This window comes from Streptomyces pinistramenti (assembly GCF_020564935.1).
In the GTDB taxonomy this organism is placed as follows: domain Bacteria; phylum Actinomycetota; class Actinomycetes; order Streptomycetales; family Streptomycetaceae; genus Streptomyces; species Streptomyces pinistramenti.
Genome location: NZ_JAJCXB010000009.1, coordinates 21,004 through 44,567 on the forward strand (window position 1 = coordinate 21,004; position 23,564 = coordinate 44,567).

Annotated in this window: 22 protein-coding genes and 1 tRNA gene; 9 read left to right on the forward strand and 14 right to left on the reverse strand. The window is 70.2% G+C overall.

The features are described from left to right. Nucleotides 1–14 precede the first annotated feature (14 nt). Nucleotides 15–434 carry a hypothetical protein gene (locus LIU39_RS09000; protein ID WP_227046070.1) on the forward strand — a complete coding sequence of 140 codons (420 nt, stop codon included), beginning with the start codon at nt 15–17 and terminating at the stop codon, nt 432–434. A 281-nt stretch (nt 435–715) separates the two neighbouring features. On the opposite strand, the gene LIU39_RS09005 is transcribed toward LIU39_RS09000, so the two are convergent. Then, nucleotides 716–2,104 (reverse strand): cystathionine beta-synthase, encoded by a 1,389-nt coding sequence (locus LIU39_RS09005; protein ID WP_227046071.1) that lies wholly within the window; start codon nt 2,102–2,104, stop codon nt 716–718. Nucleotides 2,105–2,288: 184 nt separating this feature from the next. Here LIU39_RS09005 and LIU39_RS09010 point away from each other — a divergent pair, with 184 nt between their 5' ends. The 3 genes from LIU39_RS09010 (at nt 2,289) to LIU39_RS09020 (ending at nt 6,334) form a co-directional block, all read left to right on the forward strand. Next, nucleotides 2,289–3,302, forward strand: coding sequence for an SGNH/GDSL hydrolase family protein (locus tag LIU39_RS09010; protein ID WP_227046072.1), 1,014 nt, complete (start codon nt 2,289–2,291; stop codon nt 3,300–3,302). A gap of 260 nt (nt 3,303–3,562) precedes the next feature. Next, nucleotides 3,563–4,783 carry an acetyl-CoA C-acetyltransferase gene (locus LIU39_RS09015; RefSeq protein ID WP_227046073.1) on the forward strand — a complete coding sequence of 407 codons (1,221 nt, stop codon included), beginning with the start codon at nt 3,563–3,565 and terminating at the stop codon, nt 4,781–4,783. A gap of 636 nt (nt 4,784–5,419) precedes the next feature. Continuing rightward, nucleotides 5,420–6,334 (forward strand): hypothetical protein, encoded by a 915-nt coding sequence (locus LIU39_RS09020; RefSeq protein ID WP_227046074.1) that lies wholly within the window; start codon nt 5,420–5,422, stop codon nt 6,332–6,334. Nucleotides 6,335–6,350: 16 nt separating this feature from the next. Here LIU39_RS09020 and LIU39_RS09025 read toward each other — a convergent pair whose 3' ends face one another. Continuing rightward, nucleotides 6,351–6,671 carry a hypothetical protein gene (locus LIU39_RS09025; RefSeq protein WP_227046075.1) on the reverse strand — a complete coding sequence of 107 codons (321 nt, stop codon included), beginning with the start codon at nt 6,669–6,671 and terminating at the stop codon, nt 6,351–6,353. A 97-nt stretch (nt 6,672–6,768) separates the two neighbouring features. Here LIU39_RS09025 and LIU39_RS09030 point away from each other — a divergent pair, with 97 nt between their 5' ends. Next, a complete protein-coding gene (locus LIU39_RS09030) occupies nt 6,769–6,996 on the forward strand; it encodes a DUF4287 domain-containing protein (protein ID WP_227046076.1) in 228 nt (75 codons plus the stop codon). A gap of 98 nt (nt 6,997–7,094) precedes the next feature. On the opposite strand, the gene LIU39_RS09035 is transcribed toward LIU39_RS09030, so the two are convergent. The 10 genes from LIU39_RS09035 to LIU39_RS09080 all read right to left on the reverse strand — a co-directional run bounded on the left by LIU39_RS09035 (nt 7,095) and on the right by LIU39_RS09080 (nt 15,565). Beyond that, the gene (locus LIU39_RS09035) at nt 7,095–7,937 is read right to left on the reverse strand and encodes a Bax inhibitor-1/YccA family protein (protein WP_227046077.1); all 843 of its coding nucleotides are present in this window, start codon (nt 7,935–7,937) and stop codon (nt 7,095–7,097) included. 214 nt (nt 7,938–8,151) lie between these two features. Beyond that, complete coding sequence (locus LIU39_RS09040) at nt 8,152–9,411, reverse strand: CynX/NimT family MFS transporter (RefSeq protein WP_227046078.1); 1,260 nt, start codon at nt 9,409–9,411, stop codon at nt 8,152–8,154. Nucleotides 9,412–9,519: 108 nt separating this feature from the next. Beyond that, nucleotides 9,520–10,302, reverse strand: coding sequence for an MBL fold metallo-hydrolase (locus LIU39_RS09045; protein ID WP_227046079.1), 783 nt, complete (start codon nt 10,300–10,302; stop codon nt 9,520–9,522). Between the two features lie 28 nt (nt 10,303–10,330). Continuing rightward, nucleotides 10,331–11,788, reverse strand: a complete 1,458-nt coding sequence (locus LIU39_RS09050) for a catalase (RefSeq protein ID WP_227046080.1) — start codon at nt 11,786–11,788, stop codon at nt 10,331–10,333. A gap of 88 nt (nt 11,789–11,876) precedes the next feature. Further along, nucleotides 11,877–12,695: an SAM-dependent methyltransferase gene (locus LIU39_RS09055; RefSeq protein ID WP_227046081.1), complete on the reverse strand. Its 819-nt coding sequence runs from the start codon at nt 12,693–12,695 to the stop codon at nt 11,877–11,879. A gap of 31 nt (nt 12,696–12,726) precedes the next feature. Beyond that, on the reverse strand, nt 12,727–13,197 hold the full coding sequence (locus LIU39_RS09060; protein WP_227046082.1) for a MaoC family dehydratase: 471 nt from the start codon (nt 13,195–13,197) through the stop codon (nt 12,727–12,729). Further along, nucleotides 13,197–13,436: an acyl carrier protein gene (locus tag LIU39_RS09065; protein WP_227046083.1), complete on the reverse strand. Its 240-nt coding sequence runs from the start codon at nt 13,434–13,436 to the stop codon at nt 13,197–13,199. The genes LIU39_RS09060 and LIU39_RS09065 overlap by 1 nt, the downstream gene beginning before the upstream one ends. After that, nucleotides 13,408–13,836: a holo-ACP synthase gene (locus LIU39_RS09070; RefSeq protein ID WP_227046084.1), complete on the reverse strand. Its 429-nt coding sequence runs from the start codon at nt 13,834–13,836 to the stop codon at nt 13,408–13,410. The genes LIU39_RS09065 and LIU39_RS09070 overlap by 29 nt, the downstream gene beginning before the upstream one ends. Continuing rightward, nucleotides 13,833–14,663, reverse strand: a complete 831-nt coding sequence (locus tag LIU39_RS09075; RefSeq protein ID WP_227046085.1) for a class-II aminoacyl-tRNA synthetase family protein — start codon at nt 14,661–14,663, stop codon at nt 13,833–13,835. The genes LIU39_RS09070 and LIU39_RS09075 overlap by 4 nt, the downstream gene beginning before the upstream one ends. Continuing rightward, the gene (locus tag LIU39_RS09080) at nt 14,660–15,565 is read right to left on the reverse strand and encodes a diiron oxygenase (RefSeq protein ID WP_227046086.1); all 906 of its coding nucleotides are present in this window, start codon (nt 15,563–15,565) and stop codon (nt 14,660–14,662) included. The genes LIU39_RS09075 and LIU39_RS09080 overlap by 4 nt, the downstream gene beginning before the upstream one ends. 683 nt (nt 15,566–16,248) lie before the next feature. On the opposite strand from LIU39_RS09080, the gene LIU39_RS09085 reads away from it, so the two are divergent. Further along, complete coding sequence (locus LIU39_RS09085) at nt 16,249–17,394, forward strand: LysR family transcriptional regulator (RefSeq protein ID WP_227046087.1); 1,146 nt, start codon at nt 16,249–16,251, stop codon at nt 17,392–17,394. A 29-nt stretch (nt 17,395–17,423) separates the two neighbouring features. Then, complete coding sequence (locus LIU39_RS09090; protein WP_227046088.1) at nt 17,424–17,645, forward strand: DUF2180 family protein; 222 nt, start codon at nt 17,424–17,426, stop codon at nt 17,643–17,645. A gap of 557 nt (nt 17,646–18,202) precedes the next feature. Here LIU39_RS09090 and LIU39_RS09095 read toward each other — a convergent pair. Next, nucleotides 18,203–18,284 (reverse strand) — tRNA-Leu (locus LIU39_RS09095). A 457-nt stretch (nt 18,285–18,741) separates the two neighbouring features. On the opposite strand from LIU39_RS09095, the gene LIU39_RS09100 reads away from it, so the two are divergent. Further along, nucleotides 18,742–19,524, forward strand: a complete 783-nt coding sequence (locus LIU39_RS09100) for an ABC transporter ATP-binding protein (RefSeq protein WP_227046089.1) — start codon at nt 18,742–18,744, stop codon at nt 19,522–19,524. Nucleotides 19,525–19,578: 54 nt separating this feature from the next. Next, nucleotides 19,579–22,113 (forward strand): ABC transporter permease, encoded by a 2,535-nt coding sequence (locus LIU39_RS09105; protein WP_227046090.1) that lies wholly within the window; start codon nt 19,579–19,581, stop codon nt 22,111–22,113. Between the two features lie 90 nt (nt 22,114–22,203). Here the strand turns inward: LIU39_RS09105 and LIU39_RS09110 are convergent, their stop codons facing one another. Continuing rightward, on the reverse strand, nt 22,204–23,514 hold the full coding sequence (locus LIU39_RS09110; protein WP_227046091.1) for an SAM-dependent methyltransferase: 1,311 nt from the start codon (nt 23,512–23,514) through the stop codon (nt 22,204–22,206). Nucleotides 23,515–23,564: the final 50 nt, after the last annotated feature.

Below are 23,564 nucleotides of genomic sequence, written 5' to 3' on the forward strand. Positions count from 1 at the left end.
GTAATCTCGGTTCCATGGCGACCCACGACCCCGAACTTGCCGACGAACTCGGCGCGACCCTCCGGGCCCGCAAGGACCTGGGCCCCGATTACGAGGCGGAGCTGACCGACGCCTTCCTGGAGAAGCTGGAGCGGACCGTCGACCAGCGCGTCCGGCGGGGGCTTGCGCAGTCCCAGCTCCAGGTGGCCCGTTCCGGCCGCCAGGACCGCGGCCCCGGCACGGGCGCGCCCTTCGGCGACGGCACGTTCGCCGCACGCTTCGGCTTCGTCACGGTCTCCCTGGTCCTGGCCGTCCCGCTGTCGGCAATCGCCGTGGTCAACGCCGGCCTGACCGGGCTGCTGGTGTGCTGGGCCGGCATCGTCGGCGTCAACGCCGCGCACAGCACGAATGCCGCCGGTCTGCTCCGCCCTCCCCGCCACGACAACGGCGCGTAGCGGAGCCGGGCCCCGCGCCGGGAAAAAGAAGGTGCGGGGACCGCCTCACCCCGGCCGGGGCCGGGGGCGGGACGACGGCGGTCCCCGCGAGGGACGTGTCCGGGCCAGGGCCGGACAGGACGTCCTGACGATGGCGGAGGCCCGGGAGCCGCTCCGGAGTTCCGTATCGCCGTGCTCAGTAATCTGCCCGACCCGTGTTAAGCCCGTGCTGCGGGCACATGACGCCTGCGTACCTCCTGCGCGGGCCCGGCGTTCACCTCGCCGGCGCCCGCCCCCGGCCGCTACTTGCCGGCCTCCCGCGCCAGGTACGCCAGCAGGTCCTGCCGGCTCACCACGCCCTTCGGCTTGCCTTCGACGAGGACGATGGCCGCGTCGGCGCCTTCCAGGACCGCCATCAGGTCGGCGACCGGCTCACCCGAGCCGACCTGCGGGAGCGGCGCGCACATGTGCTTCTCCAGCGGGTCCGACAGGGAGGCACGCTGGGCGAACAGGGCATCGAGCAGCTCGCGTTCGACGACCGAGCCGACGACCTCGGCGGCCATCACGTCCGGGTGCCCGGCACCCGGCTTGACGATCGGCATCTGCGAGACGCCGTACTCGCGCAGCACGTCGATCGCCTCGCCGACCGTCTCCTCGGGGTGCATGTGCACGAGCGAGGGCAGTGCGCCCTCCTTGTGCGCCAGCACCTCGCCGACCCGGGCCGCGGCGCCGCTGCCCTCCAGGAAGCCGTAGTCCGCCATCCACTCGTCGTTGAAGATCTTGGAGAGATAGCCGCGGCCGCTGTCCGGCAGCAGGACCACGACGACGTCGTCCGGGCCGAGCCGGGAGGCGACCTCCAGACCGGCCACGACCGCCATCCCGCAGGAGCCGCCGACCAGCAGGCCCTCCTCCTTGGCCAGGCGCCGGGTCATCTGGAAGGCGTCCTTGTCCGACACCGCCACGATCTCGTCGGCGACGGTGCGGTCGTAGGCGGTCGGCCAGAAGTCCTCGCCGACCCCCTCGATCAGGTACGGGCGCCCGGAGCCGCCGCTGTAGACGGAGCCCTCCGGGTCGGCGCCGATGACCCGCACCCGGCCCTCGCTGGCGTCCTTCAGATAGCGGCCGGTGCCGCTGATGGTGCCGCCGGTGCCGACACCCGCCACGAAGTGCGTGACGCGGCCCCCGGTCTGCTCCCACAGCTCGGGGCCGGTCGTCTCGTAGTGCGAACGCGGGTTGTTCGGGTTGCTGTACTGGTCCGGCTTCCAGGCACCCGGCGTCTCGCGCACCAGCCGGTCCGAGACGTTGTAGTACGAGTCCGGGTGCTCGGGGTCCACCGCGGTCGGGCAGACCACGACCTCGGCGCCGTACGCCCGCAGCACGTTGATCTTGTCCGTCGAGACCTTGTCAGGGCAGACGAAAATGCACTTGTAACCCTTCTGCTGGGCCACGATCGCCAGCCCCACGCCGGTGTTGCCCGACGTCGGCTCGACGATGGTGCCGCCCGGCTGCAACTCGCCCGACTCCTCGGCGGCCTCGATCATCCGCACCGCGATCCGGTCCTTGACCGATCCGCCCGGGTTGAAGTACTCGACCTTCACCAGGACGGTCGCCTGGATCCCTCGGGTGACGTTGTTGAGCCGCACGAGCGGGGTGTTGCCGACTAGCTCAATCATCGATTCGTAAAACTGCACGGTGGTCTCCGCGGTCGGGGGCACGCTGTCCTGCGCCCGTCCTGCCAGCCTATTGCCCGTCCCGTGCGTTGCGTTCGGTGCGCTACGGGGCAACAACTTGTTGTACGAGTTCCCGCCGTTTTCCGGAGCGCGCCGGCCGACCCGGCATGGCGCACCACGCACTGCACGGGGAGGTGCCCGGCCTATGCCGATGACGTTGTCCAGGGCGAGAGTGGCCCGGCGGATCGCGACCGCCGCCGCGCTCGGCGGCAGTGGGATCGGGCTGCTCGGGGTGGCCGCCGCCGGACTGCTGCTGACCGAGGTCCGGCTGGCCCGCCGTACCGTCGGCGGCTCCAAGGAAACCCCGCCGAGCGCCGACGGCCGCTACGGCGCCGCCTTCGGCCACCGCACCGGCCAGGCGCCGCTGCGGCTCGGCTTCCTCGGCGACTCCACCGCCGCCGGACAGGGCGTGCGCCGCGCCCGCGAGACACCGGGCGCACTGCTCGCCTCCGGCCTCGCCGCGCTGTCCGAGCGGCCGGTGGACTTCCGCAACGTCGCCCTGCCCGGCGCCCAGTCCGACGACCTCGAACGCCAGGTGGATCTGCTGCTCGCGGAGGGCACGCAGGCACCGGACGTCTGCGTCATCATGATCGGCGCCAACGACGTCACCCACCGGATGCCGCCGGCCCGCTCGGTCCGCCACCTGTCGGACGCGGTGCGCAGGCTGCGCGCGGCGGACTGCGAGGTGGTGGTCGGCACCTGCCCTGACATGGGGACCATCGAGCCGGTCTACCAGCCGCTGCGCTGGGTGGCCCGGCGGCTGTCCCGGCAGCTCGCGGCGGCGCAGACGATCGGGGTGGTCGAGAGCGGCGGCCGTACGGTCTCGCTCGGCGACCTGCTGGGGCCCGAGTTCGAGGCGCGTCCGCGTGAGCTGTTCGGGCCGGACAACTACCACCCGTCGGCGGAGGGCTACGCCACCGCCGCGATGGCCGTGCTGCCCACGCTGTGCGCCTCGCTCGGCCTGTGGCCGGAGAGCGAGCGCCCGGAGGAGGCCAGGCGCGAGGGCATCCTGCCCGTCGAACAGGCCGCTGCCGAGGCCGCGTCCGAGGGCGGCACGGAGGTCGCCGCCACCCGTGCACCGTGGGCACTGCTCAAGCACCGCAGGCGGCACCGGCTGCCGTCGCCCGAGGAAACGGACCAGCCGCCGGTCGTCCCATGAGCCGTACGGGCCGGGCACTCAAGGGGCGCCGCGCGGCCACGGCGTCCCTCTCCGCGTCTTCGCCCGGACCGGCACCCGCCCACGCATAAGCGCTCGCTTAGAAAAGAGTTCCGCATCACAGCACGCACCCCGTGACCTCTGCGGTACGTACCGGTAACTTCCCTCACAGTCTCTGCCCGCCGCCTCGACGGGGCCGCCGCGCCCCCTGCGCCCTGCACCCGCTCGACCGCACCGCACCCTCTCGACCTCATGGAGCCGTGATGCCCGAAGCCGTGATCGTCTCAGCCGCCCGCTCCCCGATCGGCCGCGCCTTCAAGGGCTCGCTCAAGGACCTGCGGCCCGACGACCTGACCGCGCACATCATCGAGGCCGCGCTGGCCAAGGTGCCCGAGCTGGACCCGGCCGACATCGACGACCTGATGCTCGGCTGCGGCCTGCCCGGCGGCGAGCAGGGCCACAACCTCGGCCGGATCGTGGCCGTCCGGATGGGGATGGACCACCTGCCGGGCTGCACCGTCACCCGCTACTGTTCCTCCTCCCTCCAGACGACCCGCATGGCGCTGCACGCCATCAAGGCGGGCGAGGGCGACGTCTTCATCTCGGCCGGCGTCGAGACCGTCTCCCGTTCCGTGAACGGCAGCTCCGACGGCATGCCCGGCACCCACAACCCGCTCTTCGCCGACGCCGAGTCCCGCACCGCGTCCCGCGCGGAGCAGGAGGGCGCCGGCTGGCACGACCCGCGCGAGGACGGCCTGGTCCCCGACGCGTACATCGCCATGGGCCAGACCGCGGAGAACCTCGCCCGCCTCAAGGGCATCACCCGCCAGGACATGGACGCGTTCGGCGTCCGCTCCCAGAACCTCGCCGAGCAGGCCATCAAGGACGGCTTCTGGGAGCGGGAGATCACGCCGGTCACGCTGCCCGACGGCACGGTCGTCGCCAAGGACGACGGCCCGCGCGCCGGCGTCACCGTCGAGGGCGTCTCCGGCCTCAAGCCGGTCTTCCGCCCGGACGGTCTGGTGACCGCGGGCAACTGCTGCCCGCTGAACGACGGCGCCGCGGCCCTGGTCGTCATGTCCGACACCAAGGCGCGCGAGCTGGGCCTGACCCCGCTGGCCCGGATCGTCTCCACCGGCGTCTCCGGCCTCTCGCCCGAGATCATGGGCTACGGCCCGGTCGAGGCCAGCAAGCAGGCACTCCGGCGGGCCGGCCTCGCCGTCTCCGACATCGACCTGGTCGAGATCAACGAGGCGTTCGCCGCCCAGGTGATCCCCTCCTACCGCGACCTGGGCATCGACCTGGACCGGCTGAACGTCAACGGCGGCGCCATCGCCGTCGGCCACCCCTTCGGCATGACGGGCGCCCGCATCACCACCACCCTCATCAACTCCCTTCAGTGGCACGACAAGCAGTTCGGCCTGGAGACGATGTGCGTGGGCGGCGGCCAGGGCATGGCGATGGTCATCGAGCGGCTGAGCTGAGCCGCAGCGGAGGGTAGGGGTCGCCTGAGGGACGAAGGCGGCACCTGCCCGCAGCGGAGGCGAAGCCCAGCGCGACCATGAACACGAGCGGCTGAGCTGAGCCGCAGCGGAGGGTAGGGGTCGCCTGAGGGACGAAGGCGGCACCTGCCCGCAGCGGAGGCGAAGCCCAGCGCGACCATGAACACGAGCGGCTGAGCTGAGCCGCAGCGCGACCTTGAGCGCGAGCGGCCGAGGGTGCGCAGGGACGGGTCAACTCCCCACCCCTGCGCACCCTTCGGCGTCGCGCGGGCACGCACGGCGACCCCCTGGTGACGTGGGTCACCCAGTGACAAGATCGCGACCCAATCGCCGCCAGGATTGTGACCAACGCCCCGAGTAAATCGGGTTCTTGCAGGTCAGCGGGGGGTCACTCGTTCATACGAGGCCCTAAGGCCCCTCCATTTCGGGACATAGCGCACTGGGAACGGTCGCCGACGACCGGCAGGCTGATGTAGAAGTCGAGGGACATTCTGCTATCAGGAGTACGCCAGTGAGCGAGCGCAGCAAGGAGGTCCCCGCGGCCGTCGGCCGGGGGCTGACCATCGACAGGCACGCGACCCGCGCATACGGGGCCGCCGAGCGAAGCGGGGAGGGCGCATGAGCGTCACCACCGTCGCCCTGCTCCTGGCCGCGGGAGTCGCCGTGGCCCTGGGAGCCGCGGCGCTGCACACCGTCCGTGCACTGCGCCGGCAGCTCACCGAGCTGCGCGCCGAACTGCTCGCCGCCCGGAACGGCGCCGCCGCCGGAGGACTGATCCCGGCCGCCCGGCCGGCCCCGGTGGCCGAGACGCCGCTGGCCGACATACGGACGGCGGTAGCCGAAGCGCTCGCCGATGAACGGGAGCGGGAACTGACGGAGGCCCGCGCGTTCTGGGCCGCACAGGAGGCCAGGGACGCCGCCGACACCCCGTCGCTGCTGGGCGGCCTGACCGGCCTCGGAGACGAGGGCCCGCTGGACGCGCGCACCGAGCAGCGCGAGTTCTCCGACCGGCTCGATCTGGACCACTTCGACAACCAGCCGTTCCTGCCCCGCCAGGCGGATCTGGCGGGCCTGGAGTCGTTCGCCGCGCTGGAGCCCGTCGACGCCCTGGACTCCCTGGACGCGACGGAGTGGGAGCCCGGCGACGACGCCGAGTCCGCCGAACTGGCCGCCGCCCGCAGGCGCCACCCCTCGCATCCGGACTTCTCCCCCGTGCCGGTGGTCGGCGATCACGAGCGCACCGTCGCACGCCTTGAGGAGCTGGCGGACCAGAGCGTCCCGCTCGCCGACGTCCGGCCGGGCCCGCTGGGCACCCTGGACGTCTACGTCTTCACCGACGGCACCACACTGTGTCTGACGCCGGGTCACCGCGAGACCTCGGAGAGCGTCGCGGACGCCCTGCGCGACGGCCACACCCCGGTCCTGCTGGGCGGCTCCGGCATCTCGGGCGCGTACGCGCTGACCTTCGCCTGGGGCGAGGGCCGGCAGCAGAGCGTCTACATCCTGGCCGACCGCGTCATCGCCTCGCTCTGACCCGGCCCGGCCCGCGCTACCAGCGCCCCGCCGTCTCCCGGACCTTCCCCACGGCCTCCGCCAGTTCACCGGCGGGGGCCGCGCTCGCGTTCCGCAGCGCTTCGGCCAGGTCGTGACCGGCCACCGCGAGCTGGTCGCCGACCGCGAACATCCCGGCGTCCGGCAGCACGTACGGCTCCCGCTGCGGGCTCTCGATGCGCTGCGCACGGTCGGCCAACTCCCGTGCGAGGGCGAGCGCTTCGGCCGCGGCGCCGCGGCCGAGCGTGCTCTGCGGCAGCGACCTGAGGCGGTCGGCGAAGGCGTCCACGGCATTCTGCAAAGGCGTTACGTCAAGCACGGCGTGAGCCTATGCGCCACCCACAGGTGGTTGCCAACGCTCGAACGCTCAGGCACGGTGTGCTGAAGTCCAGCATCGAACGCGTCCGGAGGCGCCGATGTCTCAGATGTTCTCCGAAGAAACCCACCGGAATCTGCTCTCCCGTATCCCGCACTGCACCGGCCGGGAAATCTCCGAATGGCTGCGCACCGTCGATGAGGGCCCTGCGCTCTTCCGCTTCGACGAACGGGTCAGCTGGCTGCGCGGCGCGCACCAGCTCGCGTACGGGCACGCCAAGGCGATCGTCCATGAGCACGATCTCAGGCGCGCCGCCCGCAAGCGCTGAGCCCGCCGGGAGCGGGAACGCCGAAGGCCCCGCGGGCAGTTGCCCGCGGGGCCTTCGTGCGCCGCCGCTGCCCGTCGCCGGGGACGCGGCCTGCCGGATCAGTCCCGGAGGATCGAGATCAGGCGCAGCATCTCCAGGTAGATCCACACCAGGGTGAGGGTCAGGCCGAACGCCGCCAGCCAGGACTCCTCGCGCGGGGCGCCGTAGGCGACGCCGTCCTCGACCTGCTTGAAGTCCAGCGCCAGGAACAGCGCGCCGAGGACCACACCCACCAGGCCGAAGAGGATGCCCATGCCGCCGCTGCGGAAGCCGAGGCCGTCCCCACCGCCGAACACCATGAACAGGCAGTTGACCAGCGACAGGAGCACGAAGCCCATGGCGGCGATCATCACGAAGCGGGTGAAGCGGGCGGTGACCCGGACGATCCGCGTCTTGTAGGCGATGAGCATGGTGACGAACACCGCCATGGTGCCCAGCACCGCCTGCATGGGCGCGCCGTTCATCTTCGGCAGGTCGTTGATGAACCCGCTGAGGGCGCCGAGGAACAGGCCCTCCAGCACGGCGTACGACAGGATCAGCGCGGGCGAGGGCTTGCGCTTGAACGACTGGACGAGGCCCAGCACCATCGCGACCAGGCCGGCGCCGAGGGCGAAGCCGAGGTTGTCGGTCAGGAAGAGCCAGCCGACGGTGGCGCCCGCGATGACCGTGCCGAGCGTCATGGCGGTGCGCGCGACGACGTCGTCCATCGTCATCGGGCGGGTCTGCGGCGTGTACTGCGGCGGTGCCTGGGTGGCGGCCTGCGCCGCGCCCTGGGCGTAGGGGTTGGTTCCTGCGTACGGGTCGGCTGCGGGGCCCCCGGCCTTCGGCGGCGCGTTGAAGCCCGCGTAGCCGGTGTCGCGGCTGAACCCCCGTCGCGAGAAGACCGGGTTGCTGCTCCTCATCTCACTCCTCCATGGCCGCCCTGCGCGGCCTTCCCCACAGGGTAATGGCTTGGCAAAGACATATGCCTACTTCTTGGGCATGATCTTCCCCTGATTTCCAGGGGCTTATCTACGCCACGAGGAGTACGTACGGGAGCCCGCAAAGGTGCCCGGCTCCCCGGGCCGGGTGAGGGGCGCCGTCCCCGATCGGGACGGCGCCCCTCACCCATGGGCCCTAGCGGGCGATGTGCCCGCCGCGCCCCGCGAGCGCTCCGGTGAGGCCCATCGGCACCGCCAGGACCACCAGGGCGATCAGCCCCGCGGTCCATGCGCCGGTCAGGTCGCGGGCGGCGCCGAACGCGGTGGGACCGACGGCCGCCAGCAGGTAGCCCACGCACTGGGACATCGCCGACAGCAGCCCCGCTTCGTGCGTGGTGCGGGCGCAGAGGGACATGTAGGTGATGCCCAGGGACAGCACCGCCCCCAGGCCGAGGCCCAGGACGGCGGCCCAGAGCACGGCCGCCCCGGTCGGCGCCGCGATCAGGCCGACGAAGGCGGCCACGCACAGCACGGTGCCCCACACCGCCAGGTAGCTCTGCTGCCGGGAGCGCTGCGCCCAGAGCGGCACCAGGACCGACGTGACCACGGCGGAGCCCATGCAGACCGCCAGCAGCACCCCGGCGCCGCCCTCGGTGTAGCCGTGGTCGATGTAGAACGACGGCAGCCAGGTGGTCGCGGTGTAGTACAGCAGCGACTGGAACGCGTAGAAGAGGGCGACCGCCCAGGCCAGCTTGGAGCGCCAGATCGAACCGCCGGCCTGCACCGGGACCGGCGGCTGCTCCCGTCCGCGCCGCAGCCGCGGCACCCACACCACCAGCGCCACCAGCGCCAGGACGCCCCAGACGGCGAGGCCGCCGGCCCAGGACAGCGGCAGCGCGTCCCGCAGCGGGACGGTGGTGGCGGCCGCGACCGCGCCGCCGCCGACCAGCATGGTGGTGTGCAGGCCGGACATCAGCCCGACCCGCTCCGGGAAGTCCCGCTTGATCAGCGCGGTGATGACGACGTTCGCGACCGCCACCGCGGTGCCGACCAGGAACGAGCCGGCGAACAGCGGGAACAGCTCCGGGATCAGGCGCACCGCGGTGCCGGCCAGCAGCACCGCGAGCACCGCCACCAGGGTGCGTTCCATGCCCCAGCGGCGGGACAGCCGGGGCGCGAGCGGCGCGAAGATGCCGAAGCAGATCAGCGGGAGCGTCGACAGCACGCCGGCACCGCCGTTGGACAGGCCGGTGACGTGCCGGATCTCGTCCAGCAGCGGGGAGACCGCCACGATGGCGGGCCGCATGTTGATCCCGACCAGCAGCACCGCCAGCGCGTACCAGATCAGGTGACGCCGGTTCGGGTGCGTGCCGGGGCCGGGGCCGGCCGCGGCGGGCAGGTCCGCGGTCTCGTGGGGCGGCGAAGCGGGGGCTGCCGGTTCAGGGGGTGGGGTCACGAGCGGTCCTTCCGGGGGTGCGCACCACCGGGCCGTCGCCTCCGACCGGTGCCGGGGAGGCAGGAGCGGAGCGGGCGACGGCCCGGTGGGCATGCGGGGGTGCTGTCGTCAGGCGGCGGTGGTGAACGGCACGGCTTCCCCGTCGCCGGGAGCGACGGCGTGCACGCCCCTGGCCTTGGCGGCCCGCAGGAAACGCCCCCGCACGTCGTCCTGTTCGGCGTAGTACGGCGGGTTGTCGAACAGCTCGTAGTGGATCGCGCAGGCGGTCTTCGCCCCGAGCACGACGGCCGCTTCGACGGCCTGCTCCGGGGTGAGCGTGGCGGGCTGGTTGGTGGGGGTGAACCCCTCGCGCTGGGTCAGCACCCCGGCGATCGGCAGGAACGCGACGTCGAAGGGGCCGTGGTCCTTCGCGATCTGCCACCACCGGCCGTGCCAGATGGTGTCGCCGAAGTGGATGATGCGCAGGCCCTCGGTCTCGACGATCCACGCGACCTGGTCGTCGCCGCGCCAGTCGTGGGAGGCCACCGGGATGGTGGTGAACGGCCCGATCTGCCGCTGCTCGCCCAGTTCCTGCGGGGTGGCGGTCACCCCCATCCCGTCCAGGATGCCGAGGATCGGGGTGTGGCAGCCCACGGTGCCGCCGTCGTCGGCGGCGATGCCGGCGAGCAGTTCCCGGTCGCAGTGGTCGGGGTGGATGTGGGTGATGACGGCGTGGGTGCGCACCCCGGGGGACGCCTCGATGTCGGGCAGGGGGCGCTTCGGCAGCCCCTGGAAGCCCGCGAGGTCCGCGGTGTTCTTGAGGGGATCGATGACCACCCGCCGGTCTCCGGCGGCCACTTCGACGCCGGCCCAGGCGAGCCGCCGGAGTGTGACGTTCTCGGCTGCACTCATGGTCTGCTCCTCGCGACGCTGTTCGTGATTACTTGCCGTTGACACCCAGGCCCCTGGCAACGCGGGCGCCCAGGTCCTTGTGGACGTGGTTCCAGTACGCGACGACGCGTTCCTTCATCGCCGTGTGCACCTCGGGCGCGGAGGCGTGCGCGACGATGTTGGTCACCAGGTGCGCGCGGTCCGTTTCGGTCAGGACCTTTTCCCAGAGGGCGCGGGCCTGGCCGAAGTCGTCGTCTTCGGTGCGCAGCCGGTGGGCGCTGCGCACCAGTTCCCCGGTGACCTCGTAGCCCTCGCCGGCCAGCAGGCCCGGGTCGCCGGCCGGGCCACCCGCGCTGTTGGGCGCGTACACGGGGTCGCTCGGGTTGTCGAAGCGCATGGCGCCGTCGCGGTTGTAGGAGTGCACCGCGTTCCTCGGCCGGTTGACCGGCAGCTGGAGGTAGTTGGCGCCGATCCGGTGGCGGTGGGTGTCGGGGTAGCTGAACAGCCGGCCCTGGAGCATCTTGTCCGGCGACGGCGCGATCCCGGGCACCAGGTTCGACGGCTCGAACGCGGCCTGCTCGACCTCGGCGAAGTAGTTCTCCGGGTTCCGGTTCAGGGTCAGGGTGCCGATGTCGATCGGCGGGTAGTCCTCGTGCGGCCAGATCTTGGTCAGGTCGAACGGGTTGAACCGGTAGTCCACGGCGTCCGCGAACGGCATGACCTGCACCTGGAGGGTCCAGGACGGGTGGTCGCCGGTGTCGATCGACCGGTGGAGGTCCCGGATGTGCGCGTCCGGGTCATCGGCGGCCGCGGCCGCCGCCTCGTCGTGGGTGAAGTTCTTGATGCCCTGGTCCGTCTTGAAGTGGTACTTCACCCAGAACTTCTCGCCGGCGGCGTTGTACCACAGGAACGTATGGCTGCCGTAGCCGTTCATGTGCCGCCAGGAGAACGGGGTACCGCGGTCGGACATCAGGAGCGTGACCTGGTGCGCCGACTCCGGCGAGAGCGTCCAGAAATCCCACTGCATGTTGTTGTCGTGCAGATGGTTGTCGGCACGGCGCTTCTGCGAGTGGATGAAGTCCGGGAATTTCAGCGGGTCACGGATGAAGAAGATCGGGGTGTTGTTTCCGACGATGTCGTAATTGCCTTCGTCGGTGTACAGCTTGACCGCGAAACCGCGCGGGTCACGCACCGTGTCCGCGAAGCCGAGTTCACCAGCGACCGTGGAGAAACGCAGGAACAGGTCCGTGCGCTTGCCGCGCTGGAATACGTTTGCCTTGGTGAACTGGCTGACGTCCTCGGTGATTTCGAGAACTCCGTAAGCGCCGCCGCCCTTGGCGTGCACGACCCGCTCGGGGACACGCTCACGGTCGAAGGCCGCCAGTTTCTGGATGAGGTGGTGATCCTGCAGCAGCAACGGGCCGTTGGAGCCGACGGACTGGGAATACTCGTCGCTCGATACCGGGATACCGCTGTCCGTGGTCGTCACCCGACGACGCTCGGTCATGCCACATTTCCCTTCGCTTGACGGATGGTCGGCACACGCGCCGAGAGCGGCACGGCCCCGGGGGGCCGTGCCGCTGGGACGGATGTGCTTACGCGAGTTCCGCGCGCAGCAGCCAGTTGCGCGCCACGCCCTTGACGTCGCGCGGCTGGACGGCGTACGGCCAGCGGGTTTCACCTGCGCCGGGCTCGCCCGGCTCCTTGAGTTCCCGGACGGTCCAGCCGGTGCCGGCCATGAACTCCTCGGGCTCGTCGGTGCCGAAGAGCCACGGAATTCCGTCTTCCTTGAGGGCGGAAAGGAAGATCTGGGTGGCCGGGCCGCGCAGCAGCGACTTGCTCAGAATGTCCACCGCGACCCAGCTGCCGGGGGCGGAATTGTCCGCGAAGGTACGCATCAGCGTGGCGGACTGCTCCTCGGTCAGGAAGAACAGCAGGGCCTCGGGAACCCACAGCGTCGGCAGCGAAGGGTCGAAGCCGGCGGCACGCAGCGTGGCCGACCAGTCCCCTGCCAGGTCCGCCCCGACGCGCCGCAGATTGACCGTCGGCTTCGGCGCCCCGAGCTGGGCGAGGCGCTTCTCCTTCTCGTCTATCAGGGCCTGGTGGTCGACCTCGTAGACGGTGACGTCGTCAGGGAGCCGCAGGCGGAAAGCGCGGGTGTCCATGCCGGCCGCGATCAGCACGACCTGCCGGATTCCCTTTCCGACCAGGTCATTGATCGTGTCGTCGAAATAGCGGGTGCGGACGGCCACGAACTCGACCAGGCCGCCGCCGCCGTACTTGTCGAGAAGCTCGAATCCACGCGGCTCGGCGAGCGGCCGGGCCAGCGGGTCTTCGAAAAGCGCGTCGCTCCGCTCGCTTTCCAGCGCGCGGGCGGCCGCGGTCCACTGCGACGTGTAGGACACAGTCTCCATGACTGGCTCCGTTTCTAGAGAGGGTCTCTGGTCAGGAGTTCTTGGGCCGGCACCGGAACCGGGCGTTGAGGATCAGCGTCAGCACCTCGGCTCCGTCCGCGTTCAGCAGACGTCCGCGATTGCGGACGATGCGGAAGTCGGGCGCGGAAAGGGACGGCAGGGACGCGATGATTTCGCACGTGCCGGTCAGCACGTCGCCCGGACGGACCGGTTGCAGGAAGCGGACTTCGTCCACTCCGGGTGAGCCCTCGACCGTGCCCTCGGCCGCGGCATCGGGCAGCAAGGTCGTCACATACAGGCGCATCCAGATCGCCGCGGTGTTCCAGCCGCTGGCGATCAGGCCGCCGAAGGCCGAGGCACGCCCCGCCGCCTCGTCGATGTGGTACGGCTGCGGGTCGTAGGTCTGGCCGAAAGCGATGATCTCTTCGGCCGTCACCTTGTGCGACCCGAGTTCGTGGCGGGCGCCTTTCTCGTAGTCTTCGGCGTAGAGCAAACGCCCCATCAGAAAAACTTCTTCTGGATGGCCGACAGCGTGCGGAAGTCGGCCAGATCGATGGCCTCACGGTCGATCTCCACGCCACTGGCCTCCTCGATCGTCAGGACGAACTCGACGAAGGAAAGCGAGTCGACGAAGCGAGCGGCGATGAGGTCTTCGTCCGGGGCGATGGATTCGCGCTCGGGGTGCTTGGCCAGAAGCCAGTTCCGCACTGCGTCAACGTTGGACGAGGTGGTGCTCGGCATGGAACGTCTCCTTATCCGTGGGGAATCCCGCCGCACCGGCTGCGACGGCGACGGCGAACTGGTCTTCGTGGGAAATGCTGACGTCGATGGCTTCGATGCCGGCTTCGGCGGCCCAGGTGCTCGCCGGCTCGCTGAGCCGGACGGTGGGCCATTTCCCGGTGGTCTTCAGAACTTCGATGGACTGCCAGGGAAGCGTGCGGTCGGCGACGTGCAAAAGCTTGAACACCGCTTCCTTGGCCGCGATGCGTCCCGCGACGCCGTGAAGGTCCCACCCGGTGGCGAAGCGGCTCAGTTCCGCTTCCGCCGAGGTGAGCATCAGATGCAGCGGGCCGCTGTCGCCCGCGTCGGCCATGGCCTGCACACGGGCGACGGGAACGAGGTCCACACCGACCCGGATCACGAGGCGGCGTCGACGGCGGCGCGGGCGCGCTTCAGATCTCCGTCGAACAGGTCGCTCAGGACCGCCAGCCACCGTTCCAGGCCGAATGCGACGCAGCCCGTGTAGGCGTGCTCGCCCGTGCCTTCGACGGTGATGTGGCACCGTTCGCCGAAGAAATTCCGGTGGGTGTTGACCGAGGCGATGGCCAGGCCGTCGGCCTGGAATTCGTGTTTGACCGGGCTGAGCCGCTGCAGGAGCGCGCGGCCGCTGTCGCGTTCGAAGAACGGGTCGGTGGCCACCTCCTTGATCAGCTCAATACCGAGGTCCTTGGCGAACCGCTCGATCCGGTCGGTGAAAAGCGCATTGATCTCCTGCGTGTGCTCCAGCGTTCCGATCGCCACGATCTCTCTCATCTGAAAGCTGAGCAGCCGCCGAAGACCTTCGTACTTGTCCTCGTTGCGGAAGCACCGGTTGATGAGAGTGAGGGTGGTGTCGGGAGCCACCGCCCGGTTCTCGACGTAGAGATAGGCGCCGTAGCAGGTGGAGTGCGGCAGCCCGAGGAACGGGGGCTCGACATCGCCGGACGCAAAGGCGCCCTGCACCGGCTTCGGCGGAGTGCCGCTCACGTCCAGCGGGCCGCCGACGAATTGCAGGTGCGGGAAGTTCTCGTAGACGTCGAACTTCTCCAGGTCGCGGAGCGGGTAGACGGGCGGCGGCATGATTTCCCGCGCGCCGGCCTCATGGGCCCAGCGGGTGAGGGTGCGGTCCAGTTCGCGCAGCAGGTCGGTCTGGTCGGGGTCGAGAATGGTGAGTGCGCCGCCCTGAGCCGTCGAGATCGACGCGGTCACGCGGCCCCCCGCTCTGCGGGCATCAGGTCCCGGTCCTGCAGAATCCCGGTCTTGATGAGGAAGTTCAGCGGCTTGCGGAACACCTGCTGCTGGAACTCCGCACTGCGCGGCGAGGCCAGCAGGCGCCGTCGTACGGCGAACGGTTCGGGAATTCCGGCGTCCCGGTAGACCTGCGGGTTGAACAGCGACTCGAAGCTGTAGTTCAGGTAACGCTTGACGTATTCCTGAATCTGGAGCAGCTGCTCTTCCGTCGCCTTCGACTTCAGGTCCTCGAAGAGCAGGGAGACCAGTTCGCGTCCGAAGGCGATGTGCCGGGACTCGTCCTGGTGGTGAATCCGGTTGACGGCGCGGATGGTGTCGTGCAGTTGCTCGTCGGCCGCCATCGTGCTGTTGAAGTGGTCGACCAGCTCCTCGAAGAGGAGGATGCGCACGAACACCAGGAAGCTGGCGGCCTCGGGCCACGAGTCCCCGTCCCCTGCGGGCTCCATCTGCCGGTAGAGCTTTTTGCCGTAACGCAGGCAGAACTCGGCGAAGAACCACATGTGCTCGTTCTCTTCACCGATGAAGTGGTGGAAGAACTCGGACGGAATCTCGAAGCCCCGGGTGTGGATGCGCCGGGTCACCTCGACAATCAGCTCACGGATTCCGTCCACGTTGAGGCTGTAGAAGTTGATGCTCTCGCATCGTGACAGGCGGTAGAGCTGCTCCTGATCCAATTCGGCGGCAACGTCGGTCCCGTACGTGGTCGTGAGCTGAGGGCTCATCCACCACCGGTTCTCCGGCAGGGATTCCGGCCAGTCGAACATACGGTAAGGGTTGTAATAGTCCTCGACCGACTTGCGATTCAGACGCTCCAGGATCTCCTGGAATCGATCGTCCTTGCTGATCAACTCTCCGATCATCTTACCTCCTGCGCTCGGGGAATTACCCTTGGGACGACAGTCTGGACAGGACGGATCAGACTCTGGAAAAGAAAGGAAGCACTGCCTGCTGTTGTGATTCACCTGGCTGCGGAAATGGGCTGCGGAAATCGTCACGCAGGGACCGGCACGCCGTGCGCACATCGATGAGTTCGCCATGCGATGCGTCTTATATCGAAGTCCCCCGTCCCGATTACATCCGATTGCTTCGCAGCGGGATGTCCGGCCGTGCCCGATCCACGCTTACGGCAGCGACAGTTCCATGGGGTGTCTCGAACAGTCCAATAAATCTGCTCTATAGCTCCATAGACGATCGCCAAGAGAGCAGGTTGGACGCCTTTTCGCGGCGCAAAATATGACGTGTGTCACATCACGGGGCGGTATGCCGGGGGCAGGAAGTTGGCCGACATGGGGCGACGGCCGCACCGCAGGGCTCAAGTATGGGTACCGGTGATCAGGCACAGGACCTGCACCGGAACCGGAAGCCGAACCCGCCGGGAAAGCGGAGGCATCGCCTCCAACTCGCCCTGGTCACTAAGGAGTTGACTGGACTCGGTCCTTGACTGGACTCTGTCTAATACAGCTAGACTCCTGACCGCCTGCGGAAAGGGTTTTTCGTAATGTGGATACCTTGTTAGCGGTCAACGCCCTCAAGGGCGTCATGCATGACAGGGCATGTGGACGACCGCTCCAAGCTGTCGAGGCGGGAGGCCGTGCGCGTGAAAGATGACGGGGGATCTGCACCGAACTTCTCCGGTTTACTGCGGCGACTGGAGTACTTCGTCGTCGTGGCCGACGAACTTCACCTGGGGAGAGCGGCCCAGCGCTGCCAGGTGAGCCAGCCCACCCTCTCGCACCAAATGAAGGTGCTGGAGGAGGAGTTGGGCGCAAAGCTGCTCAGCCGCAGCAGCCGCCGGATGTCACTGACCCCGCCGGGCGAGGCGTTACAGGAGGAAGCGCCACTGCTCCTGCAACGCACCTACGCGATCAGGGCCCGGATCAAGGACGCGGCCGCGGGGCACCGGCGTCCGGTACGCGTCGCCTTCAGCCTCTCGGGACACGCCCTGCTCCAGCGCGAGATGGTCGCGGAGTTCCGCGCCCGCAACACCGCCCCGGTCTCCGTCGAATCCGGCTGGTCGGAACGGAACATCGGCCTGGTGCGCGCGGGGCAGGTCGACTTCGCGTTCGTCAGGCCGCCCGTCGAGGCGGATGACCTGCGGCTGTCCGTGGTGGGCGACTCGGAACTGGTCAAAGTCCTCCCGGGCGGCGAGGCGGCCGGCCGCGCGGCGGAGGGGAAGCCGGAGCTGGATCTTCCGCTCCTCATGTGGCCCCGTTCGCAGGCCCCCGGGCTCTACGACCGGGTCCTGGACGTCATCCGGCGGGAGCGCTCCCCCCAGGTCGCATGGGAGGAGCCCGACTACATCAACCTTGCCGCGGCTGTGGCCTCGGGCGCCGGCATGTCGTACATGGACCGCGGCATCGCCGAGTGGCTGAGCCTCAGCGCGGACCTGCGCGTACGCCCGCTGGGTCCGCCGGGGCTCCGGACGGACATCGCCGTGGTCTGGCGCCACGACCAGGAACTGGCATCACGGTTCATCGCCGCGTGCCGCCGGGTCGGAAACACCCCCGGCACGGACCGCGGATCACTGGTGCGGAGGGCGACCGGTGCCGTCGTCCGCGGGACGCAGGCCCCGCCACCGCTACGGGCCGGCCCCGCGGAGGCCAAGCGGGCGGCGGCGGGCCACCGGGACCGGACGGCCCATCAGGACGCCGGCTGCGCCCCCGTACCGCGGCACCGCGCCCACCCGTAAGCCAGCCCCGCACCGGAAGGAGAACTCGTATGAACTGCTACGACTGCCACGCCACCGAGAAGGCCGACACGTCCGCGGTCGCCATGTGCCACTGCTGCGGATCCGGCCTCTGCCCCGACCACCTCCGCATGATCCGCCCGGTGGTCCACCGCCTGAACGGCATGGGCGTCGCCCACGGCCCCGCCCTCGCCCGGCAGCTGCTCTGCGTCACCTGTCACGCCGCCCAGGCGACCGGTCTGCCCGCCGCCTAGATGAGCGAGCCGAAGTCGTGTCGTCCGCCCGGAGGCGGGCCTGGCGGGGTCTGGTGCGTGTGATCGCAAGGCGGAGGAGGGAGGCGACGCGGAGCCTCGGCGCGTGACGACAACGCCGCGAGCGTGCCTGCCAGACCCCGCCAGGCAGGCACGACTTCGGACTCACTCATCTGGGCAACCGGGGCGGTCCCGCACGGCGCGAGCCCGCGGAGCCGCCCGCCAGGCGTGCGTCCTGTGGTGGCGGGGGTGATCCCGGGACAAGTCCTGTACCACTCCGGAACATTCAGGAGGGTTTTTTTCGGCACGGTCGCGCGCTTCGTAAACGGCCTTCACTCGCACGGTCGACCACGGCGTATCGCGCCCTTTGACCGGATTCCCGGAAAGATCCCGGCGCGGTGCATTCCGGGGCGCGCGCTTACCACTCGGCCGACGGCTGGCAGCACGTTCCCGTCGCGCCCCGTCACGTCACCCCGAGCTCCCGACGCAGGCCGGGCGAACGCCGGAGACCTGAGCATTTCCGCAGGTCAGGGGCGGATCTAGGTCGCTCTTGGTGGGCGTGCCCGGAGCCGGACTTGAACCGGCACGGCCCGAAGGCCAGCGAGGTTTAAGCTCGCCGTGTCTGCATTCCACCATCCGGGCCTGGGCTCCCCCATGGCCCCTCAAAGAGGGCAGCACGAGCGTAGCCCGCAGGGCACTACGCACTTCGGCCAGCGACCCCGAGGTTGTCTTATTTTATTGGCAACTGAGGGTGCATCAGTGACGGGTACAGGCCGTTGTCACATGCCTGATGGCCCCCTTCGCCGCAACCTTCCGAAACGCATTCCGTGCCCGAATTGACGGAAAGTCGATGCCTGCTCGACGGCCCTCGGGGGCGCCGCCTCCAGGCGTGTGCGGGGCGCGTCGCTCAGCGGCCGTCCTCAGGGTCCGTCTCCTCCCAAGGGATGACGGCCGCCGGACCGGCTACGCCGCAAGGCTCCCCCAGGACGGTCACACGGGCTGACGTCCGTGCCCCTTCTCCTGGCCGACGATGGAAGGGTCCTCCGGTACACCCGGCGGACCGCCCGTACCGCCGCCGTCCCGACAGGAGCACTTCCCCGTGACCACCACCCACTCCGGCGTCTCCACCGCCACCCGCGCCACCGCGGTGGCCGCCCGCGCCACGGATCTCACCAAGGTCTACGGACAGGGCGAGACCCAGGTGGTCGCCCTGGACGCCGTCTCCGTCGACTTCCGCCAGGCCCAGTTCACCGCGATCATGGGCCCCTCCGGCTCCGGCAAGTCGACGCTGATGCACTGCATGGCGGGACTTGACGCGATATCGGGCGGCTCCGCCCGGATCGGCGACATCGAGCTGACCGGCCTGAAGGACAAGAAGCTCACCCAGCTGCGCCGCGACAAGATCGGCTTCATCTTCCAGGCGTTCAACCTGCTGCCGACCCTGACGGCGCTGGAGAACATCACGCTGCCGATGGACATCGCGGGCCGCAAGCCGGACCGCGCCTGGCTGGACCGCGTCGTCGAGACCGTCGGCCTTGCGGGCCGCCTCAAGCACCGCCCCAGCCAGCTCTCCGGCGGCCAGCAGCAGCGCGTCGCGGTCGCCCGCGCCCTCGCCTCCCGGCCGGAGATCATCTTCGCCGACGAGCCCACCGGCAACCTCGACTCGCGCTCCGGCGCCGAGGTGCTGGGCTTCCTGCGCAACTCCGTCCGCGAGCTGGGCCAGACCGTCGTCATGGTCACCCACGACCCGGTCGCCGCCTCCTACGCGGACCGCGTGGTCTTCCTCGCCGACGGCCGGATCGTCGACGACATGCCCGACCCGACCGCCGACCTGGTGCTGGAGCGCATGAAGGGTTTCGACGCCAAGGGGCGTACGAGCTGACCCGCAGCAGCCGCCGCCCGTACCTCGGACCTCTTCTTCAGGACTGACTCACCCATGTTCCGTACCGCCTTGCGCAACGTGCTTGCGCACAAGGCCAGGCTGCTGATGACCACCCTCGCCGTGATGCTCGGCGTGGCCTTCGTCTCCGGCACCCTGGTCTTCACCTCGACCATCTCCGACGCCTTCCAGGCCAGCTCCCAAAAGGGCTACGACTCCGTAGACGTCGCCATCCAGCCGCACCGCTCCGACAGCGCGGCCGGCAACCCCGGCGCCGCCCCCGGCCTCGACCACAAGCTGCTCGACAAGGCCGGGAAGCTGCCGGGCGCCGCGTCGGCCACCGGCAGCGTCTCCGGCTTCACCGCCGTCGCCGACAAGCACGGCAAGCTGATCGGCGACGGCTTCTCGACCCTCGGCGGCAACTACTACCCCGGCGCGGACGGCAAGGACGCCCGCTACCCGCTGCGCGACGGCGCCGCCCCCCAGCGGGCGGGCGAGATCGCACTGGACGCCAAAACCGCGGATCGGGCCGGCTACCGGGTCGGCGACACCGTACGCATCTCCGTCGACGGACCGGTCCGCAAGGAGAAGCTGACCGGCATCTTCACCACCGACGACGGCGCGGTGTCCGCGGGCGGCAGCCTCGCGCTGTTCGACACCGCCACCGCGCAGCAACTCCTCGGCACCCCGGGCGAGTTCGACGAGATCGACGTCCGGGCCGCCCCGGGCACCTCGCAGCAGGCGCTGAAGACCGCGGTCGACGCGATCCTGCCGCACAACGCCGCCGAGGCCACCACCGGCAGACAGCTCGCCGACGACCAGGCGAAGCAGATCGCCCAGGGCATGGACGGCATGAAGACCGGCCTGCTGGCCTTCGCCGGCATCGCCCTCTTCGTCGGCATCTTCATCATCGCCAACACCTTCACCATGCTGGTCGCCCAGCGCACCAAGGAACTGGCACTGCTGCGCGCGGTCGGCGCCAGCCGCCGCCAGGTGACCCGCTCGGTGCTGATCGAGGCGGTCGTGGTCGGCGCCGTCGCCGCCGTCGCCGGTCTCGCCGCGGGCATCGGCATCGGCGCCGGGCTGCGCGCGCTGATGAACGGCACCGGCGCCACGGTGCCCGACGGGCCGCTGGTGATCTCCCCTTCCACCGTCCTGACCTCGCTGGTCGTCGGCATCGTGGTGACCGTGCTGGCCGCCTGGCTGCCGGGCCGCAGGGCCGCGAAGATCCCGCCGGTCGCCGCGATGAACAGCGTGCACGCCGCCGCCACCACCAAGTCGCTGGTGGTCCGCAACACCCTCGGCGCGCTCTTCGCCGGCGCGGGCGCCGCTGCCGTCCTGGCCGCCACAGGCATGGACGACGGCAAGGCCCTGATGGGCCTGGGCGCGGTGCTCCTGCTGATCGGCGTCTTCATCCTGACGCCACTGCTGTCCCGCCCGCTGATCGCACTGGCCTCGCCGGTCCTGCGGATGTTCGGCATCTCCGGCAAGCTCGCGCGGCAGAACGCGGTGCGCAACCCGCGCCGTACGGCCGCCACCGCCTCCGCGCTGATGGTCGGCCTGACGCTGATCACCGGCCTGACGGTGATCGCCGGCAGCGTGCAGAAGGGCATCGACAAGATGGCCACCGACTCGCTGAAGGCCGACTACATCGTCTCCATGGCCGGCATGACGCCGCTCTCGCCGGACGTCGCGAAGAAGATCGGCAGCCTCGACGAGGTCACCGCCTCCAGCCCGCTGCGCAACTCCCCCGCCCGCATCGGCTCCGTCACCGAGTACCTGACCGGCGTCAACGGCAAGGACTTCGGCGCGCTCACCCGGCTCGACTTCACCAGCGGCGGCCTGAACGGGCTGCGCGGCGACGCGGCCGTGGTGGACGCGGACACGGCCAAGGAGAAGGGCTGGCGGGTCGGCTCGCACGTCCCGGTGACGTTCGAGGACGGCAAGAAGGGCGCGCTGACCGTCTCGGGTGTCTACGAGGGCAACGAGATGATCAAGGGCATCATCCTGGACAACGGCGTCCTGGCCCCGCACCAGAAGCACGCCGCCGACATGCAGGTGATGGTCAAGACCCAGGCCGGCGTCTCCGACGCCGGCAAGGACTCGCTGGTCAAGGCGCTGGGTGACAATCCCGCCATTGCCGTCCAGGACAAGAAGGACGTGTCCGACGGCATCGCGCAGATGATCAATCTGATGCTGAACATGCTCTACGGCCTGCTGGCCATGGCGGTGATCGTCGCGGTGCTCGGCGTCGTCAACACCCTGGCGATGTCGGTCTTCGAGCGCTCCCAGGAGATCGGCATGCTGCGCGCCATCGGCCTGGACCGCTCCGGCATCAAGCGGATGGTGCGCCTGGAGTCGCTGGTCATCTCGCTGTTCGGCGGGGTGCTCGGCATCGGCCTCGGAGTGTTCTTCGGCTGGGCGGCGGGCGAGCTGATCGCCGGCTCGCTCGGCACCTACGAACTGGTGCTGCCCTGGGGCCGGATGGGCCTCTTCCTGGCCCTGGCCGCACTGGTCGGTGTCCTGGCCGCACTCTGGCCGGCCCGCCGCGCGGCCAAGCTGAACATGCTGGCGGCGATCAAGGCGGAGTAGGCGGAGCAGCCGCCGCCCGTTACGGATGAGGGCCCCGCACCACAGGTCGTGGTGCGGGGCCCTCATCCGTACAGCGGCAGGGCGGTGGCCTCAGCCCCGCCACTCCCGCGGCCGCAGTGGCAGCCCTGACGTGCCCGACTCCGGCGTACGCACCGCGAGCACCTGGTTGATCCCTATGCGGTTGCGCTCGAAGGACAGCGCGGACGCGGCCATGTAGAGCCGCCACACTCTGGCCCGCCCCGGAGTCGTCAGCTTCACCGCCTCGCTCCAGTGCTCCTCCAGATTGGCGACCCAGCGGCGCAGCGTCAGCGCGTAGTGCTCGCGCAGCACCTCGACGTCCCGCACCTCGAATCCGGCGTCCTCCAGGGCCCCCGCGGTCCCGCCGATCGGGGCCAGCTCGCCGTCGGGGAAGACGTACCGGTCGATGAACTCGTCGACGTGGTAGGCGTCTTCGTCCTCCAGCGGCCGCCGGGCGATCTGGTGGTTGAGCAGCCGGCCGCCCGGCTTCAGCAGGGCGTACAGGGCGCTCGCGTACTCGGCGTAGAGCGCCCGCCCGACGTGTTCGGCCATCCCGATCGAGGAGATCGCGTCGAACGGCTCGTCGTGGATCTCGCGGTAGTCCTGCACCCGGATCTCGATACGGTCGGCGAGCCCGGCGTCCGCGATGCGCTTGCGCCCGTAGGCGGCCTGCTCCTCGGAGAGGGTGATGCCGACCGCGCGCACGCCGTACTCGCGGGCTGCGTGCAGCACCATCGAGCCCCAGCCGCAGCCCACGTCCAGCAGCCGCTGGCCTTCCTTGAGGCCGAGCTTGCGGCAGATCAGGTCGAGCTTGTCCCGCTGGGCGTCCTCCAGGGAACCGTCCGGAGTGTCCCAGTAGGCGCAGGAGTAGACCATCGACGGGCCGAGCACCAGCTCGTAGAAGTCGTTGCCGACGTCGTAGTGGTGGCTGATGGCTTCCTTGTCGCGCAGCAGGGTGTGCAGCGGGCCGCGGCGGCGCCTGGCCTCCTCGGCGGGCGGCGCGGGCGGGACCGGGGCGCCCGCGAGGGTGACCAACTCCTTGACCGCGGCCCGGATCTCGGGGCGGGCCAGGGCGCGCAGCAGCGGCGCGCGCTGCGGGGCGGGGGCCGCGGTGCCGCGCTCCCAGATCAGCCCGGCCAGCAGGTCGAGGGCCTCGTAGAGGTCACCTTCCACGTCGATGTCGCCGGCCACCCAGGCGCGGGCCAGGCCCAGCTCGCCCGGTTTGAACAGCAGGCGGCGCAGCGCCCTGCGATTGCGGAAGACGAGCGCGGGGGCGCCCGGAGGGCCGGACTCGCTGCGGTCCCAGGCGCGAATGCGGACCGGGAGCGGTGTTCCCAGCACCTCCTCGGCGAGCTTGGTGAGCCGTCCAGCGGCGTCGGCCATGTCGCACACCTCCGTGTTGACGTGGGGCAAACAAGTTTCACCCACCACGT